This window comes from Streptomyces sp. NPDC051051 (genome assembly GCF_040682975.1).
Classification (GTDB): domain Bacteria; phylum Actinomycetota; class Actinomycetes; order Streptomycetales; family Streptomycetaceae; genus Streptomyces.
In genome coordinates this window covers 1-16,467 of sequence record NZ_JBFBCB010000007.1, presented here as the reverse complement: position 1 = coordinate 16,467, position 16,467 = coordinate 1, and the positions used below count along the sequence as shown (strand labels likewise).

Here is a 16,467-nt window from a genome sequence, read left to right as displayed (position 1 = left end):
CCGCGAATGCCGGACGGGCTGGATTCGGACTCGTCCGGGCGACGTGACAACATGCCGTCATGTCCTCCGCACTGACCGATCTCCTCCCTCTCCCGATCGTGCAGGCCCCCATGGCGGGCGGCGTCTCCCTCCCGCAGCTCGCCGCCGCCGTGTCCGAGGCCGGCGGGCTGGGCTTCCTGGCCGCCGGGTACAAGACCGCCGACGGCATGTACCAGGAGATCAAGCAACTGCGGAGCCTGACCTCCCGGCCCTTCGGCGTGAACCTGTTCATGCCGCAGCCCGAGCACGCCGAGACCGGCGCCGTCGAGGTCTACGCCCACCAGCTGGCCGGTGAGGCCGCCTGGTACGGAGCCGAACTGGGCGATCCGGACAGCGGCCGCGACGACGGCTACGACGCCAAACTGGCGGTACTGCTGGACAACCCGGTGCCGGTGGCCTCGTTCCACTTCGGCGTCCCCGGCCCGGACGCGCTGGCCGCGCTGCGCCGGGCCGGCACGTTCACCCTGGTCACCGCGACCACCGTGGAGGAGGCCGTCGCGGTCGAGCGGGCCGGCGCGGACGCGGTGATCGTGCAGGGCGTGGAGGCCGGCGGACACCAGGGCACCCACCGCGACATCCCCGAGAACGACGGCTCCGGGATCGGCCTGCTGTCGCTGGTCGCCCAGGTCCGGGAGGCCGTCGGCCTGCCGCTGATCGCCGCGGGCGGCCTCATGCGGGGCAGCCAGATCGCCGCCGTCCTCGCCGCCGGGGCGAGCGCCGCCCAGCTCGGCACCGCCTTCCTCGCGACGCCCGAGTCCGGCGCGGCCGCCGTGCACAAGGAGGCGCTCACCGACCCGCTCTTCGTGCGCACGGAACTGACCCGCGCCTTCTCCGGACGCCCGGCCCGCGGCCTCGTCAACCGCTTCCTGCGCGAGCACGGACCGTACGCGCCCGCCGCCTACCCCGAGGTCCACCACCTGACCTCGCCGCTGCGCAAGGCCGCCGCGAAGGCGGGCGACGCGCAGGGCATGGCGCTGTGGGCCGGCCAGGGACACCGGCTGGCCCGCACCCTGCCCGCCGGTCGGCTGGTGGAGGTGCTGACGGCCGAACTCGACGCGGCGAGGACGGCGTCGTCGGACGGCGGCGCGGCCGGCGCGGGCGGTGCGCGATGACCGCCCCCGTCTTCGTCGTCGACGAACTGCCGGGCGGTCCGGCCGAGTTCGTACTGGACGGGCCCGAGGGACGGCACGCCGTCTCCGTGAAGCGGCTGCGGGCCGGTGAGGAGGTCGTCCTCACCGACGGCACCGGCCGCTGGGCGCGGGGCGAGGTCGTCGCCGCCGAGGGCAAGGACCGGCTCGTCGTCGATCTGGCCCAGGTGGCGGAGGAGCCCGCAGAGGCGCCGCGGATCACCGTCGTCCAGGCGCTGCCCAAGGGCGACCGGGGCGAACTGGCCGTCGAGACGATGACCGAGACCGGCGTCGACGCGATCGTGCCCTGGTCCGCGTCCCGCTGCATCACCCAGTGGAAGGGCGACCGCGGGCTGAAGGCGCTCGCCAAGTGGCGGGCGACCGCCCGCGAGGCCGGCAAGCAGTCCCGCCGGGTCCGCTTCCCCGAGGTCGCCGACGCCGCGACCACCAGGCAGGTGGCGGCACTGCTGGCCCGGGCCGACTTCGCGGCCGTGCTCCACGAGGACCGCGACTACGGCAGCGAGCCGCTGGCGACCGCGCCGCTTCCCGCGGACGGGGAGATCGTGCTCGTCGTCGGACCCGAAGGGGGCGTCTCCCCGGAGGAGCTGGCGCTCTTCGAGGGGGCCGGTGCCAGGGCGTACCGGCTGGGGCGCAGCGTGCTGCGGACCTCGACCGCCGGGACGGCCGCCGCCGCCCTGCTCCTGGGGCGGACCGGCCGCTGGTCCTGACCGGCCGCCGGTCCTCACCCGTCCGCCTCCGAGAACCAGGTCAGTCCGGTGGGGCTTCGGGCGTGGTCGCCGCGCGACCGAGGGCGTCGAACAGGATCCAGCCGTCCAACTCCCGCTCCCGCTTCCCCCCGTGCGGCAGCAGCCGGCGGCGGACGGCCTCGTCGACGAGCGCGCGCACCGTGCCGGGCCTGTGCAGGTTGAGGTGGTGGGCGCGGTCGCCGACGCCGCCCGCGTGCGTGTACGCGCCGCCGCCGACGTAACGGCCCTCGCCCTCGCGGAAGACGATCCTGGTGCGCACGCCGTCCCGGATCAGGGTGAGGACGTCCCGGCAGCCCCGGCCGTCCCGGTGCCGGTGGCGGACCGTCCACAGGTAGGCGGTCGTGTCGTCGACGATCAGTTTCCTCGGGCGGCGGCGGTCGCGCATGCGGTCACCGTAGATCGGTGCGGCGGTGCGGCGCATGGCGTTAAGCGCTCTACCGCGTCCTCGCCGGCGGTGGCAGGCTGCCCTCCATGGGGGCATGGAGGACGAGGATGCGGGGCCGGGCGCGCGGGACACGTGCGGTGGCGGTGGCGGGGCTGGCGGTCCTGGCCGTGGCCGGCGCGGTGGCGTGCGAGCCCGGCGGGATGGGCTCGGCGGCCGTCGCGTACACCACCGACGAGGCGGCGACCGCCGAGATCGAGCGCCGGGACGTCGACGTGCGGTGGCTGACCTGCACCGCCGACTACGGCGACGACGGCGCCTCCGGGGGCCGGGGGACCGTCGCCTCCGTCGACTGCGAGGGCGAGACCGGCAACGGGCGGGACATCGCCGTCACCGGCCACGTCACGCGCGCCGTCGACGGCTCCTGCGTGCGCGGCGACCTCCGCGCGGACGTCGGCGACAAGCAGCTGTTCCAGGTGAGCGGGCTCGGCGACTGCGGGTCCGCCACCCCCTCGCCGCTCGTCCCGCCCCGCTCCGCGCAGCCCGCCGAACCCGGGCGGCCCACGGTCACCGTGACCGTCACCCGGACGGTCCGGTGCGGGGACGACACACGCTGCGGGTCCGCCGGCACCAAGTGACCCGGGCGGCCGACCGGTCAGAACCCCTGTCGGTCACCGCCGCCCTTGCCTAGAGTGATCGGGTGACACAGCCCGTGACGCCTGCCGCGTACTTCCGATTCCCGCACCTGCAGGGCGAGTCGGTGGCCTTCACCGCCGAGGACGACGTGTGGCTCGCGCCCCTCGACGGCGGGCGCGCCTGGCGGGTCAGCGCCGACAACACGCCGGTCACCCTGCCCCGCATCTCACCCGACGGCACCACCGTCGCCTGGACCTCCACCCGCGACGGCGCCCCCGAGGTGCACGTCGCCCCGGTCGACGGCGGCCCCGCCACCCGGCTCACGTACTGGGGCAGCCCGCAGACCAGGGTGCGCGGCTGGACCCCCGACGGCCGGGTGCTCGTGCTGAGCACCCACGACCAGGCGAGCGGGCGCCGCAGTTGGGCCCGCGCGGTCCCGCTCGACGGCGGACCGGCCACCACCCTGCCGTACGGGCCCGTCGGCGGGGTCGCCTTCGGCCCGCACACCGTGCTGGTGTCCGCGTCCATGGGGCGCGAGGCCGCCCACTGGAAGCGCTACCGGGGCGGCACGGCCGGCAAGCTGTGGATCGACCGGGACGGCGACGGCGAGTTCACGCGGCTGCACGAGGACCTCGACGGCAACATCGAGTACCCGGTGTGGGCCGGCGACCGCATCGCCTTCCTCTCCGACCACGAGGGCACCGGCGCGCTGTACTCCTCCCTCGCCGACGGCTCCGACCTGCGGCGCCACACGCCCCTCGACACGTTCTACGCCCGGCACGCGGCCGGGGACGGCGACCGCGTCGTGTACTGCTCCGCCGGTGAACTGTGGATCCTGGACGACCTCGACGGCGCCGAGCCGCGCCGCCTCGACGTCCGGCTCGGCGGGCAGCGCACCGACCGGCGGCCGCACCCGGTGCCCGCCGCCCGCTGGCTGGGCTCCGCCGCCCCCGACCACACCGCGCGCGGCAGCGCCGTCGAGGTGCGCGGTGCCGTCCACTGGGTCACCCACCGCCACGGTCCCGCCCGCGCCCTGGCCGCCGAACCCGGCGTGCGGGCCCGGCTGCCGCGCACCTTCCGCACGGAGGGTGAGGAATGGGTGGTGTGGGTGACCGACGCCGAGGGCGAGGACGCCCTGGAGTTCGCCCCCGCCACCGGCCCGGCATCGGGCGCCACCCCGCGCCGGCTGGCCGCCGGACGCCTCGGCCGGGTGGTGGAACTGGCCATGGCCCCCGACGGCAGCCGGGCCGCCGTCGCCGCGCACGACGGGCGGCTGCTGCTCGTCGAGCGGGAGACCGGCGAGGTCCGCGAGGTCGACCGCAGCGAGGACGGCGACGTCGGCGGCCTCGTCTTCTCACCCGACTCGGCCTGGCTGGCCTGGTCGCACCCCGGCCCGCGCCCGCTCAGCGGGCTCAGGCTCGCCAACACCGCGGACCTGTCGGTCACCGAGGCGACCCCGCTGCGCTTCCACGACTACGCGCCCGCCTTCACCCTCGACGGCAAGCACCTCGCGTTCCTGTCGACGCGCGCCTTCGACCCGGTCTACGACGAGCACGCCTTCGACCTCTCCTTCATCGAAGGAGCCCGCCCGTACCTCATCCCGCTGGCCGCGACCACCCCCTCGCCGTTCGGCCCGCAGCGGCACGGCCGCCCCTTCGAGGCACCCGACAAGGACGAGACCCCCGACAGCGAGGGCACCCCGGCCACCCGGATCGACCTGGAGGGCCTCGCCGACCGGATCGTGCCCTTCCCCGTCGAGGCCGGCCGCTACTCGGGGCTGCGCGCCGCCAAGGACGGCGTGCTGTGGTTGCGGCACCCCGTGCGCGGTGTCCTCGGCGCCTCCCGCGCCACCCCCGACGACCCCGGTCCCGGCACCGAGCTGGAACGCTACGACCTCGTCCGGCAGCGCCTCGAACACCTCGCCCCCGACGCCGACGCCTTCGAGGTCAGCGGCGACGGCAAGCGGCTGCTGCTGCGGTCCGACGGCAAGCTCAAGGTCGTCCCCGGCGACCGGCGCGCCTCCGGCGACGAGGACAGCGACACCAACCTCACCGTCGACCTCGGCCGGGTCCGCCAGATCGTCGACCCGGCCGCCGAGTGGCGCCAGATGTACGACGAGACCGGCCGCCTCATGAGGGACAACTTCTGGCTGCCCGACCTCGGCGGAATCGACTGGGACGGCGTCCTCGACCGCTACCGGCCGCTCCTCGACCGGGTCGCCACCCGCGACGACCTCGTCGACGTCCTGTGGGAGGTGCACGGCGAACTCGGCACCTCGCACGCCTACGTCGTCCCCCGCGGCTACGGCGGCGGCGCCCGCCAGGGTCTGCTCGGCGCCGACATCTCCCGTCACGACGACGGCGGTTGGCGCATCGACCGGATCCTGCCGTCGGAGACCTCCGATCCCGACGCCCGCTCCCCGCTCGCCGCGCCCGGCGTCGCGGTGCGCGCGGGCGACGCGATCCTCGCCGTCGCCGGGCACCCCGTGGACCCGGTCACCGGACCCGGACCGCTCCTCGTCGGCACGGCGGGCAGGGCCGTCGAGCTGACCGTGTCGCCGGCCGGCGGGGGCGAACCCCGGCACGCCGTCGTCGTCCCCGTCGACGACGAGGGGCCGCTGCGCTACCACGCCTGGGTCGCGGATCGGCGGGCGTACGTGCACGAGAGGTCCGGCGGCCGGCTCGGCTACCTCCACGTGCCCGACATGCAGGCCCCCGGCTGGGCCCAGATCCACCGCGACCTGCGGGTGGAGGTGGCCCGCGAGGGCCTCGTCGTGGACGTCCGCGAGAACCGGGGCGGGCACACCTCCCAGCTCGTCGTGGAGAAGCTGGCGCGGCGGATCGTCGGCTGGGACGTGCCGCGCGGGATGCGGCCGTACAGCTATCCGGAGGACGCGCCGCGCGGGCCCGTCGTCGCGGTCGCCGACGAGTTCTCCGGCTCCGACGGGGACATCGTCAACGCGGCGGTCAAGGCGCTGGGCATCGGGCCGGTGGTCGGGACCCGCACCTGGGGCGGCACGATCGGCATCGACAGCCGGTACCGGCTGGTCGACGGGACGCTGGTCACCCAGCCCAAGTACGCGATCTGGCTGGAGGGTTACGGCTGGGGCGTGGAGAACCGCGGCGTCGACCCGGACGTGGAGGTGGTGATCCGCCCCCAGGACCACGTGGCGGGCCGGGACCCGCAGGTGGAGGAGGCGGTACGGCTGGCACTGCTCGCACTGGAGGAGACGCCGGCGAAGACGGCTCCGCCGTTGCCGGAGTCGTAGTTCGCCGGTGTCGGGGTGGCCGCCCGCGGGGGCTGCCGCCCCCGGGCCCCCGCTTCCGGCCCGGACGGCCTCGTCCTCGAACTCGCCCGGAGGGGGCGCCCCCGGACGGGCTGGATCGGCCCGGCGCTCGCTACCATGCCTGCGTACTGATCAGACCGGCGTGAGGAGACACCCCTATGCCAGGCGAGCCGCAGGACGACTGTCTGTTCTGCAAGATCGTGGCGGGGACGATCCCCGCGACGATCGTCCGGGAGACCGGGACGACCATCGCCTTCCGGGACATAAACCCCCAGGCGCCCACGCACGTCCTGGTGATCCCCAAGGCGCACCACGTGGACGCCGCCGCCCTCGCCGCCGAGGCGCCGCAGCTCGCCGCGGACGTCCTGCGCGAGACGCAGGCGGTCGCCGACCAGGAGAAGCTGGAGAGCTACCGCATCGTCTTCAACACCGGCAGCGGCGCCGGCCAGACCGTCTGGCACGCCCACGCGCACGTCCTCGGCGGCCGTGGCCTGCAGTGGCCCCCCGGCTGAGCCGTGTCCGTACGTGAACTGGTGGTCCTGGGCACCGCCAGCCAGGTCCCGACCCGGCACCGCAATCACAACGGCTATCTCCTGCGCTGGGACGGCGAGGGCATCCTCTTCGATCCCGGCGAGGGCACCCAGCGCCAGATGCTGCGGGCCGGGGTCGCCGCGCACGACCTGCACCGGATCTGCGTCACGCACTTCCACGGCGACCACTGCCTCGGCGTCGCCGGGGTGATCCAGCGCGTCAACCTCGACCGGGTCCCGCACCCGGTGACCGCCCACTTCCCGCGGTCCGGGCAGCACTTCTTCGACCGGCTCCGGTACGCCACCGCCTACCGCGAGACCGTCGGCGTCACCGAGGTCCCGGTCGACGGCGACGGGCCCCTCGCCGTCACCGCGTCGTACACGCTTCAGGCCCGCAGGCTCTCCCACCCGGTCGAGTCCTACGGCTACCGCCTGATCGAGCCCGACGGCCGCCGGATGCTGCCCGACCGGCTCGCGGCGCACGGCGTGCGGGGACCCGACGTCGGCCGCATCCAGCGGGAGGGCTCGGTCGGCGGGGTGTCGCTGGAGGAGGTCAGCGAAGTGCGGCGCGGGCAGCGCTTCGCGTTCGTCATGGACACCCGCCTGTGCGACGGCGTGGGGGAGCTGGCCGAGGGCTGCGACCTGCTGGTCATCGAGTCGACGTTCCTCGACGAGGACGAGCGGCTCGCCGACGAGCACGGCCATCTGACCGCCGGTCAGGCCGGACGGGTCGCGCGGGACGCCGGGGTCCGGCACCTCGTGCTCACCCACTTCAGCCAGCGCTACGGCGAACCCGCCGAGTTCGAGCGGCAGGCGCGGGCGGCCGGGTTCGCCGGGGAGCTGACGGTGGCGTACGACCTGCTGCGGGTGCCGGTTCCGAAACGCCGGTAAAGCACCCGTACGATGCTTTGATGCCCCTCCCCAAAGCTGAACTGCACCTGCACATCGAAGGCACCCTGGAGCCGGAGCTGGCCTTCGAGCTGGCCGCCCGCAACGGTGTCGCGCTGCCGTACGCCGACACCGAGGCGCTCCGCGAGGCGTACCGGTTCGAGGACCTCCAGTCGTTCCTGAACCTGTACTACGAGCTGATGGCGGTCCTGCGCACCGAGCGGGACTTCGAGGACCTGGCGAACGCCTACCTCGCCCGTGCCGCCGCCCAGGGCGTACGGCACGCGGAGATCTTCTTCGACCCGCAGGCCCACCTCGCCCGGGGTGTCGGAATGGGCACGGTCGTCGAGGGGCTGTGGCGGGCGCTCGGCGGCAGCGAGGCGAACCACGGCGTCTCCACCCGGCTGATCATGTGCTTCCTGCGCGACGAGTCCGCCGAGTCGGCGCTGGAGACCCTCGACGCCGCGAAGCCCCACCTCGATCGGATCACCGGCGTCGGGCTGGACTCGGCGGAGGTCGGGCATCCGCCCGCCAAGTTCCGCGAGGTCTACGAGGCCGCCGCCGCCCTCGGCCTGCGGCGGGTGGCGCACGCCGGCGAGGAGGGGCCGCCGGAGTACATCACCGAGGCCCTCGACGTCCTCGGGATCGAGCGCGTCGACCACGGCCTGCGCTGCATGGAGGACCCGGCGCTGGTGGAGCGGCTGGTGCGGGAGCGGATCCCGCTGACGCTGTGCCCGCTGTCCAACGTCCGGCTGCGGACGGTCGACGTCCTCGCCGACCACCCGCTGCCCGCCATGCTCGACGCCGGGCTGCTCTGCACGGTCAACTCCGACGACCCGGCCTACTTCGGCGGCTACGCGGGCGACAACTTCGACGCCGTACGGTCGGAGCTGGGCCTGGACGAGGAGCGGCTGCGCGAACTGGCCCGCAACTCCTTCGTCGCCTCCTTCCTGGAGGACGACGAGGAGCGGCGGACGCGCTACCTGGCCGAGGTCGACGCCTACCGGTTCTGAGCGGACCGGTCGCCCGCGCCGCCGGGACGCCCGATCGGGAGACCTACCGCCCGGCGCCCGGCGCGGCACCCGCCCGCCGGGGCCCGGCGGTGTCGTAGGCCCCCTGGGCGGACACGCCCGCCGGGACCTCCACCGCGATCTCCACGACCTCCTGCTCCGCCGCGCCCACCCGGGGCACCGCTCCGCCGGGCGCGCCGGTGGACGCGGCGAGGACGGCCGCCGGGGTCCCGCCGCGCCGCCGGACCGCACCCGGCAGCAGCGGACGTCCGCCCGCGTGCAGCGCGACGACGGACATCGGCACCGCCGCCACCAGCAGCCCGGCGCCCAGCACCAGCCCCATCACCGGGAAACCGGCCCGCGCCGACAGCAGGCTCCCGGTCAGCGGCCCCGCCGCCGTCCCCAGCGAGGACGCCGAGCCGACCAGCACCGCCCAGCGCCCGCGCGGGTCGAGCGAGGCGGCCAGACCGATCAGGTACGACAGCACGACCGGGTAGAGGACGTTCCAGGCGATCTCGCCCGCCGCGAAACTCCCCGGACCGGTGGCCGACGCGCTGACCACGACGCACCCGGCGATCAGCACGGTCCCACCGCCGATGGGCAGCGCCCGGCCCAGCCGCGCGCCCAACGCCCCCGCGCCCAGGACCCCCAGCAGCCCGGCGCCGAGCGCCACGGCGAAGACGACCCCGACGCCGGCCTCGCCGAGCCCCGCCTGCGTCAGGCCGATGCGCCCGCTGACCCCCCACAGGGAGTTCTGCACCAGCGACCAGCACGGCATGGCGGCCGCCAGCAACAGCCCGGACCGCAGGTGCGGCAGCCGTGCGGAACCGCCCGCGAGCCGGGCCGGAGCGGGGACCGCACGCCCCGGAAGCCGCCCGGTCAGCGGCCACACGGCGACGGCGGTGAGGGCGATCGCGGCCAGCGGCTGCCCGTGTCCGGGCCCCAGGTGCGGCACCGTCAGGTAGACGGCGCCCGCGAGCGCGGACACCCCGAGCAGGCCGAGCGTGGAGGCGCGGTGCGGGTCGGGTTCGGCGGCGATCCGGGTGGCGGCGACCGTCGTGGCCGTACCGGACCCGAATCCGCCCAGCACCGCGCCCGCGACGACCGCCGGCACGCTCCCGGCGAGAGCGGCTCCGCCGTACCCGGCGACGGCGAGCACCAGGCCGGTGCGGGCCAGGGTGCGGGCCCCGATCCGCTCGACGCGCGAGGCCAGCGCGAACCCGGCCGAGGCCGAACTCAGCAGCAGCGCGCTGCCGACGGCCCCGGCCTGGGTGGCCGACAGGGAGAGCCCCGAGTCCAGCCGTCCCACGACGGTCGGCAGCAGGTAGGGAGCGAGATACCCGGCCGTGAAAAGGGCGACGAGGGGCCAGGGGGTGGTGCGGGGCGCGAACACGGGCGTTCCAGGGCAGGCGAAGGAGCGGCCCGAGAGGAGCGGCTCAAGAAGAGGGGAGGAGCGACGACCGTCGAGGGACAGGAACGCGCGGCCAATTTGTATCAAGCACGCAGTTGCGAGCAGAAGCGGGACAAGAGTGATGTGGGCCACTATCGGTTTGGTCGGTGATCCGCCGGGGAAAGGCGTGTGCCCTCACCGTCCCCGGCCGGCCCCGCGCGTCTACGGCTCCGTTGACGCCCAGCGGTCCATGTATCTAGCCTCCATCTTCATACGTGGACGACTTTCGCACAGGGAGATGGCCGGGTGGACCTCACCGTCACGGACGTACGGCTGACGCCGATCCTGATCGCCGACCCGCCCCTCCTCAACACCCAGGGCGTGCACCAGCCGTACACCCCGCGCCTCATCGTGGAGATCGTCACGGCGGACGGCGTCACGGGCCTGGGCGAGACCTACGGCGACACCAAGTACCTCGACCTGGCCCGTCCCTACGCGAAGAAGCTCGTCGGCCGACCGGTCAGCGACCTGAACGCCCTGTTCACCCTCGGGGACGAGGTGGACGTGGACCGCTCCCGCATCTCCGACCAGGTGGACGTCGGCGGCCTGCGGGGCGTCCAGACGGCCGACAAACTGCGCCTGTCGGTGATCTCCGCCTTCGAGGTCGCCTGCCTGGACGCCCTCGGCAAGTCCCTCGGCCTGCCGGTGCACCGCCTGCTCGGCGGCAAGGTGCGCGACGCCGTCGAGTACAGCGCCTACCTCTTCTACAAGTGGGCCGACCACCCCCGGGAGGTGCCCCACGAGAAGGACGACTGGGGCGCGGCGGTCGACCCGGCCGGCATCGTCGAGCAGGCCCGCACGTTCAAGGAGCGGTACGGCTTCACCTCCTTCAAGCTCAAGGGCGGCGTCTTCCCGCCCGACGAGGAGATCGCCGCCGTACGCGCCCTCGCCGAGGCCTTCCCCGGCCACCCCCTCCGCCTGGACCCCAACGGCGCCTGGAGCGTCGCGACCTCACTGCGCGTGGCCCGGGAACTCGAGGACGTCCTCGAATACCTGGAGGACCCCGCGCTCGGCACCCCCGCCATGGCCGAGGTGGCGGCCGGAACCGGCGTACCGCTCGCCACCAACATGTGCGTGACGACGTTCGCCGAGATACGGGAGGCCTTCGCCCGCGACGCCGTCCAGGTCGTCCTCTCCGACCACCACTACTGGGGCGGCCTGCGCAACACCCAGCACCTGGCCGCGATCTGCCGCACCTTCGGCGTCGGCGTGTCCATGCACTCCAACACCCACCTCGGCATCAGCCTCGCCGCCATGACCCACGTCGCCGCCACCGTCCCCGACCTGCGCCACGCCTGCGACTCCCACTACCCCTGGCAGTCCGAGGACGTCCTCACCGACCGCCTCGCCTTCACCGACGGCAAGGTCACCGTCCCCGACACCCCGGGCCTGGGCGTCGAACTCGACCGCGACCGCCTCCACCACCTCCACCGGCGCTGGCTCGACGACAAGGGCACCTACCGCGACCGGGACGACGAGGCGGCGATGCGCGCGGCGACCCCGACCTGGACGACCCCCGCCGTCCCCCGCTGGTGACGGCCCGCCGGCCGCCCCGGCGACACCCCGCCCCCGACGCCGACGCGTCCTCCCCGACGTGGTGCACACTGGCCGGATCGGCACCACGTCAGGGAGCACACCGTGACCGCGTCCACCGGAGAGGGACACCACCGGCACCCGCGCCAGGCCCAGGTGGACCCCCTGTCCGCCCGGCGCGCCCCCACGGACCCGCCCTGGGACGTCTACCTCACCGGCACCGTCTTCCTCGACATCGTCTTCACCGGCCTGGACTCCGCCCCCGTCCGCGGCACCGAGTCCTGGGCTCGCGGCATGGGCTCCAGCCCCGGCGGCGTGGCCAACATGGCCACCGCCCTGGCCCGCCTGGGCCTGCGGACCGCCCTCGCCGCCGCCTTCGGCGACGACCACTACGGCGAGTACTGCTGGGACACCCTCGAACAGGGCGAGGGCATCGACCTGACCACGTCGCGCACGGTCCCCGGCTGGCACTCCCCGGTCACCGTCTCGATGGCGTACGAGGGCGAACGCACGATGGTCTCCCACGGCCACGAACCGCCCCCGGAGGAGCCCGCCCCCGCCTCCCCGCCGCACGCCAGGGCCGCCGTGGCCTCCCTCGTCCCCGGCCGGCGCGACTCCTGGATCGCGCAGGCGGCGAGCCGCGGCACCCGCGTCTTCGCGGACGTCGGCTGGGACGACACGGGCGCCTGGGACCTGGCGGGCCTGGCCGACCTGGAGCACTGCGAGGCCTTCCTGCCCAACGCGCAGGAGGCCATGCGCTACACGGGCGCCACCTGCCCGCGCGCCGCGGCCCACGCCCTCACCGAGCACGTACCGCTCGCGGTCGTCACCCTCGGCGCCGAGGGCGCCTACGCCGTGGACGGCCGCACGGGCGAGACCGCGGAGGTCCCCGCGATCGCCGTCGAGGCCCTCGACCCCACCGGCGCGGGGGACGTCTTCGTGGCCGGTTTCGTCACGGGCACGCTGGCCGAATGGCCGCTCGCGGACCGCCTGGCCTTCGCCGGCCTGACCGCCGCCCTGTCCGTCCAGGAGTTCGGCGGCTCGCTGTCCGCGCCCGGCTGGTCCGAGGTCGCCGCCTGGTGGCGCCGCGTGCAGTCGGTGGAGACCCAGAACCCGGAGGCACTGCGGCGGTACGCGTTCCTGGAGGACCTGCTGCCCACCCGGGAGGTCACCCCGTGGCCCCGCCGCCGAGCGGTCCCCACCATCGGGTTCGGCCGCTCGGCCTGAGCCGGGACACCGCCCGCCCGGGACTCCGGCCGCGGGCCGCCCCTTGTGCGAAAAGCCCTACGGCGTTGTCAGCCCCCTGGCGTACCCTGGAAATCGCCAGGCCGCCCTCGTGGCAGGCGAGTCGTATCCGGGAGGACGTAGAGGCCTTCGGGCCGGCCTATGACTCAGACACCGACAGCTCACACGCCCGCGCAGGGCGAGGCGAGAGCACAGTTCACCGTTCCCGCCCAGCACCCCATGGTGACCGTGCTGGGGTCCGGAGATTCCCTTCTGCGCGTGATCGAGACGGCTTTCCCGGCGGCCGACATCCATGTCCGGGGCAATGAGATCAGCGCGGTCGGCGACCCGCGGGAAGTCGCCATGGTCCAGCGCCTGTTCGACGAGATGATGCTGGTGCTCCGCACCGGGCAGCCGATGACGGAGGACGCAGTGGAACGCTCGATCGCCATGCTGCGGGCGAGTGAGAACGGGACGAACGACGGCCAGGAGACCCCGGCCGAGGTTCTGACGCAGAACATCCTGTCCTCGCGCGGTCGCACGATCAGACCCAAGACCCTCAACCAGAAGCGGTACGTCGACGCGATCGACAAGCACACGATCGTCTTCGGCATCGGTCCCGCCGGCACCGGCAAGACGTACCTGGCGATGGCCAAGGCGGTCCAGGCGCTCCAGTCCAAGCAGGTCAACCGCATCATCCTGACCCGCCCGGCGGTCGAGGCCGGCGAACGCCTCGGCTTCCTCCCCGGCACCCTCTACGAGAAGATCGACCCCTACCTGCGCCCGCTGTACGACGCCCTCCACGACATGCTCGACCCGGACTCGATCCCGAAGCTGATGGCCGCGGGGACGATCGAGGTGGCGCCGCTGGCGTACATGAGGGGCCGTACCCTCAATGATGCTTTCATCATCCTGGACGAGGCCCAGAACACGAGCCCCGAGCAGATGAAGATGTTCCTCACCCGGCTCGGCTTCGACTCGAAGATCGTGATCACCGGTGACGTGACGCAGGTCGACCTGCCGAGCGGCACCAGGTCCGGGCTGCGTCAGGTCCAGGACATCCTGGAGGGCGTGGAGGACGTCCACTTCTCCCGGCTGTCGTCCCAGGACGTCGTACGGCACAAGCTGGTGGGCCGTATCGTCGACGCGTACGAGAAGTACGACGACACGCACGGCACGGAGAACGGCACGCACAAGGGCGGCCGGGGCAAGTCCGGGCCCAAGGGGAAGTAGACCGAGCACCACCATGTCGATCGACGTCAACAACGAGTCCGGAACCGAGGTCGACGAGCAGGCGATCCTCGACATCGCCCGCTACGCGCTCGCGCGGATGCGCATCCACCCGCTCTCCGAGCTGTCGGTGATCGTCGTGGACGCCGACGCCATGGAGCAGCTGCACATCCAGTGGATGGACCTGCCGGGGCCGACGGACGTCATGTCCTTCCCGATGGACGAGCTGCGTCCGCCGTCGAAGGACGACGACGAGCCCCCGCAGGGACTGCTCGGCGACATCGTGCTGTGCCCCGAGGTCGCGAAGAAGCAGGGGGAGGAAGCGCCGACGCGGCACTCCATGGACGAGGAGCTCCAGCTGCTCACCGTCCACGGCGTGCTGCACCTGCTGGGCTACGACCACGAGGAGCCCGACGAGAAGGCCGAGATGTTCGGCCTCCAGGCGGCCATCGTGGACGGCTGGCGTGCGGAGAAGGGCCACACCGGCCCGTCCCCGGCCCCGACCGTGTCATGAGCCTTCCCCTCGTCGCCGGTGCGATCGCCCTGGTCGTCGTGGCGTGGCTCGCCGCCTGCGCGGAGGCCGGCCTCGCGCGCGTCTCCAGTTTCCGTGCCGAGGAGGCCGTCCGCTCCGGCCGGCGCGGCAGCGCGAAACTCGCGCAGGTCGCGGCCGACCCGACCCGCTACCTCAACGTGGCGCTGCTGGTCCGCGTGGTCTGCGAGATGGCGGCGGCGGCACTGGTCACCCACGCCTGCCTGAAGACGATCGACGGCACGACGCCCGCGCTGCTGGCCGCGATCGGCGTGATGGTCCTCGTGTCGTACGTCGCGGTGGGCGTCTCCCCGCGCACCATCGGCCGCCAGCACCCGCTGAACACGGCGACGGCGGCGGCGTACGTGCTGCTGCCGCTGGCGCGGATCATGGGCCCGATCCCGTCGCTGCTGATCCTCATCGGCAACGCGCTCACGCCGGGCAAGGGCTTCCGGCGCGGCCCGTTCGCCTCCGAGGCGGAGCTGCGCGCGCTGGTCGACCTCGCGGAGAAGGAGTCGCTGATCGAGGACGACGAGCGCCGGATGGTGCACTCGGTCTTCGAGCTGGGCGACACGCTCGTGCGCGAGGTCATGGTGCCGAGGACCGACCTGGTCGTCATCGAGCGGTACAAGACGATCCGTCAGGCCCTCACCCTTGCCCTGCGCTCCGGTTTCTCGCGGATACCCGTCACCGGGGAGAGCGAGGACGACATCGTCGGGATCGTGTACCTCAAGGACCTGGTCCGCAGGACGCACATCAGCCGGGACTCGGAGAGCGACCTGGTGTCGACGGCGATGCGGCCCGCCACGTTCGTCCCCGACACCAAGAACGCCGGCGACCTGCTGCGCGAGATGCAGCAGGAGCGCAACCACGTCGCCGTGGTCATCGACGAGTACGGCGGCACCGCGGGCATCGTCACCATCGAGGACATCCTCGAGGAGATCGTCGGGGAGATCACCGACGAGTACGACCGGGAGCTCCCGCCCGTGGAGGAGCTGGGCGAGGACCGCTACCGGGTCACCGCACGCCTCGACATCACGGACCTCGGCGAGCTGTACGGCCTGGAGGAGTACGACGACGAGGACGTGGAGACCGTCGGCGGACTGCTCGCGAAGGCGCTGGGCCGGGTGCCGATCGCCGGTGCCTCCTCGACCGTCGACCTGCCCGACGGCCGTGCCCTGCGGCTGACCGCGGAGGCCGCCGCCGGCCGCCGGAACAAGATCGTGACGGTGCTGGTGGAGCCGGTGGACCCGCCGAAGGACGAGGAGGCGGAGTGACCCCGCAGGAACTGCGCGGTCTGTGCCTGTCGTTCGACGCGGTGGTGGAGGACTTCCCGTTCCGTCCGGAGATCTCGGTCTTCAAGGTCGGGGGCCGGCTCTTCGCGCTGACGAGCCTGGACGCGAAGCCCCTGACGGTGAACCTCAAGTGCGATCCGGAGGACGCGATCCGGCTGCGCGGGGAGTACCCCGGCCTGATCGTTGCGGGCTATCACATGAACAAGCGGCACTGGAACACGGTGACCGTCGACGGCGGCCTCCCGGACCGGGTGGTCCGGGAGCTGGTCGAGGACTCCTACGACCTGGTGGTGGCCGGTCTGCCGCGTGCGGAGCGGCTCCGCCTCGACCGACCCTGAGACACCCTGCCCCCAGGGCGTGTTTCGAAAGTCCCGTCTGCCCGGCGACGCCCGGCACGCACGCTCGCCGCGTTGTCGGGGTCGCCCCGATACGACCAGTATCGGGGCGACCCTCCCCCCGTGGAAAACAACCACCCGAACCCCCCCGGGCGCGCCCGGGGGCGAAACCACCGACAATAAAAAAAACAACCAAAAAACCCGCG

General features: G+C 73.7%; 15 protein-coding genes. 13 read left to right on the top strand and 2 right to left on the bottom strand.

Going from position 1 to position 16,467, the window contains the following annotated elements:
- Nucleotides 1-59 precede the first annotated feature (59 nt).
- Both AB0N31_RS07635 and AB0N31_RS07630 read left to right on the top strand, forming a co-directional pair.
- Nucleotides 60-1,151 carry a nitronate monooxygenase gene (locus AB0N31_RS07635; RefSeq protein WP_366057460.1) on the top strand — a complete coding sequence of 364 codons (1,092 nt, stop codon included), beginning with the start codon at nt 60-62 and terminating at the stop codon, nt 1,149-1,151.
- On the top strand, nt 1,148-1,894 hold the full coding sequence (locus AB0N31_RS07630) for a 16S rRNA (uracil(1498)-N(3))-methyltransferase (protein WP_366057459.1): 747 nt from the start codon (nt 1,148-1,150) through the stop codon (nt 1,892-1,894). Before AB0N31_RS07635 ends, AB0N31_RS07630 begins: the two co-directional genes overlap by 4 nt.
- 40 nt (nt 1,895-1,934) lie before the next feature.
- On the opposite strand, the gene AB0N31_RS07625 is transcribed toward AB0N31_RS07630, so the two are convergent.
- Nucleotides 1,935-2,318: a hypothetical protein gene (locus AB0N31_RS07625; RefSeq protein WP_366057458.1), complete on the bottom strand. Its 384-nt coding sequence runs from the start codon at nt 2,316-2,318 to the stop codon at nt 1,935-1,937.
- 86 nt (nt 2,319-2,404) lie between these two features.
- On the opposite strand from AB0N31_RS07625, the gene AB0N31_RS07620 reads away from it, so the two are divergent.
- From AB0N31_RS07620 to AB0N31_RS07600, 5 genes are all read left to right on the top strand, one after another.
- The gene (locus AB0N31_RS07620) at nt 2,405-2,953 is read left to right on the top strand and encodes a hypothetical protein (RefSeq protein ID WP_366057457.1); all 549 of its coding nucleotides are present in this window, start codon (nt 2,405-2,407) and stop codon (nt 2,951-2,953) included.
- 62 nt (nt 2,954-3,015) lie between these two features.
- Nucleotides 3,016-6,219: a S41 family peptidase gene (locus AB0N31_RS07615; protein WP_366057456.1), complete on the top strand. Its 3,204-nt coding sequence runs from the start codon at nt 3,016-3,018 to the stop codon at nt 6,217-6,219.
- A 176-nt stretch (nt 6,220-6,395) separates the two neighbouring features.
- Nucleotides 6,396-6,749, top strand: a complete 354-nt coding sequence (locus AB0N31_RS07610; protein ID WP_366057455.1) for a histidine triad nucleotide-binding protein — start codon at nt 6,396-6,398, stop codon at nt 6,747-6,749.
- A gap of 3 nt (nt 6,750-6,752) precedes the next feature.
- A complete protein-coding gene (locus AB0N31_RS07605) occupies nt 6,753-7,658 on the top strand; it encodes a ribonuclease Z (protein WP_366057453.1) in 906 nt (301 codons plus the stop codon).
- A 20-nt stretch (nt 7,659-7,678) separates the two neighbouring features.
- A complete protein-coding gene (locus tag AB0N31_RS07600) occupies nt 7,679-8,668 on the top strand; it encodes an adenosine deaminase (protein ID WP_366057452.1) in 990 nt (329 codons plus the stop codon).
- A 43-nt stretch (nt 8,669-8,711) separates the two neighbouring features.
- Here AB0N31_RS07600 and AB0N31_RS07595 read toward each other — a convergent pair whose 3' ends face one another.
- Nucleotides 8,712-10,058 carry an MFS transporter gene (locus AB0N31_RS07595; protein WP_366057451.1) on the bottom strand — a complete coding sequence of 449 codons (1,347 nt, stop codon included), beginning with the start codon at nt 10,056-10,058 and terminating at the stop codon, nt 8,712-8,714.
- 303 nt (nt 10,059-10,361) lie between these two features.
- On the opposite strand from AB0N31_RS07595, the gene AB0N31_RS07590 reads away from it, so the two are divergent.
- From AB0N31_RS07590 to AB0N31_RS07565, 6 genes are all read left to right on the top strand, one after another.
- Complete coding sequence (locus tag AB0N31_RS07590; RefSeq protein ID WP_366057450.1) at nt 10,362-11,651, top strand: glucarate dehydratase family protein; 1,290 nt, start codon at nt 10,362-10,364, stop codon at nt 11,649-11,651.
- A 102-nt stretch (nt 11,652-11,753) separates the two neighbouring features.
- Entirely contained in the window at nt 11,754-12,875 is a 1,122-nt protein-coding gene (locus tag AB0N31_RS07585) for a PfkB family carbohydrate kinase (RefSeq protein ID WP_366057449.1), read from the top strand.
- Nucleotides 12,876-13,034: 159 nt separating this feature from the next.
- Nucleotides 13,035-14,105, top strand: a complete 1,071-nt coding sequence (locus tag AB0N31_RS07580) for a PhoH family protein (protein WP_366057448.1) — start codon at nt 13,035-13,037, stop codon at nt 14,103-14,105.
- Between the two features lie 13 nt (nt 14,106-14,118).
- Nucleotides 14,119-14,616, top strand: coding sequence for an rRNA maturation RNase YbeY (ybeY, locus tag AB0N31_RS07575; RefSeq protein ID WP_366057447.1), 498 nt, complete (start codon nt 14,119-14,121; stop codon nt 14,614-14,616).
- Nucleotides 14,613-15,908 carry a hemolysin family protein gene (locus AB0N31_RS07570; protein ID WP_366057446.1) on the top strand — a complete coding sequence of 432 codons (1,296 nt, stop codon included), beginning with the start codon at nt 14,613-14,615 and terminating at the stop codon, nt 15,906-15,908. The genes ybeY and AB0N31_RS07570 overlap by 4 nt, the downstream gene beginning before the upstream one ends.
- On the top strand, nt 15,905-16,264 hold the full coding sequence (locus AB0N31_RS07565; RefSeq protein ID WP_366057445.1) for an MmcQ/YjbR family DNA-binding protein: 360 nt from the start codon (nt 15,905-15,907) through the stop codon (nt 16,262-16,264). Before AB0N31_RS07570 ends, AB0N31_RS07565 begins: the two co-directional genes overlap by 4 nt.
- Nucleotides 16,265-16,467: the final 203 nt, after the last annotated feature.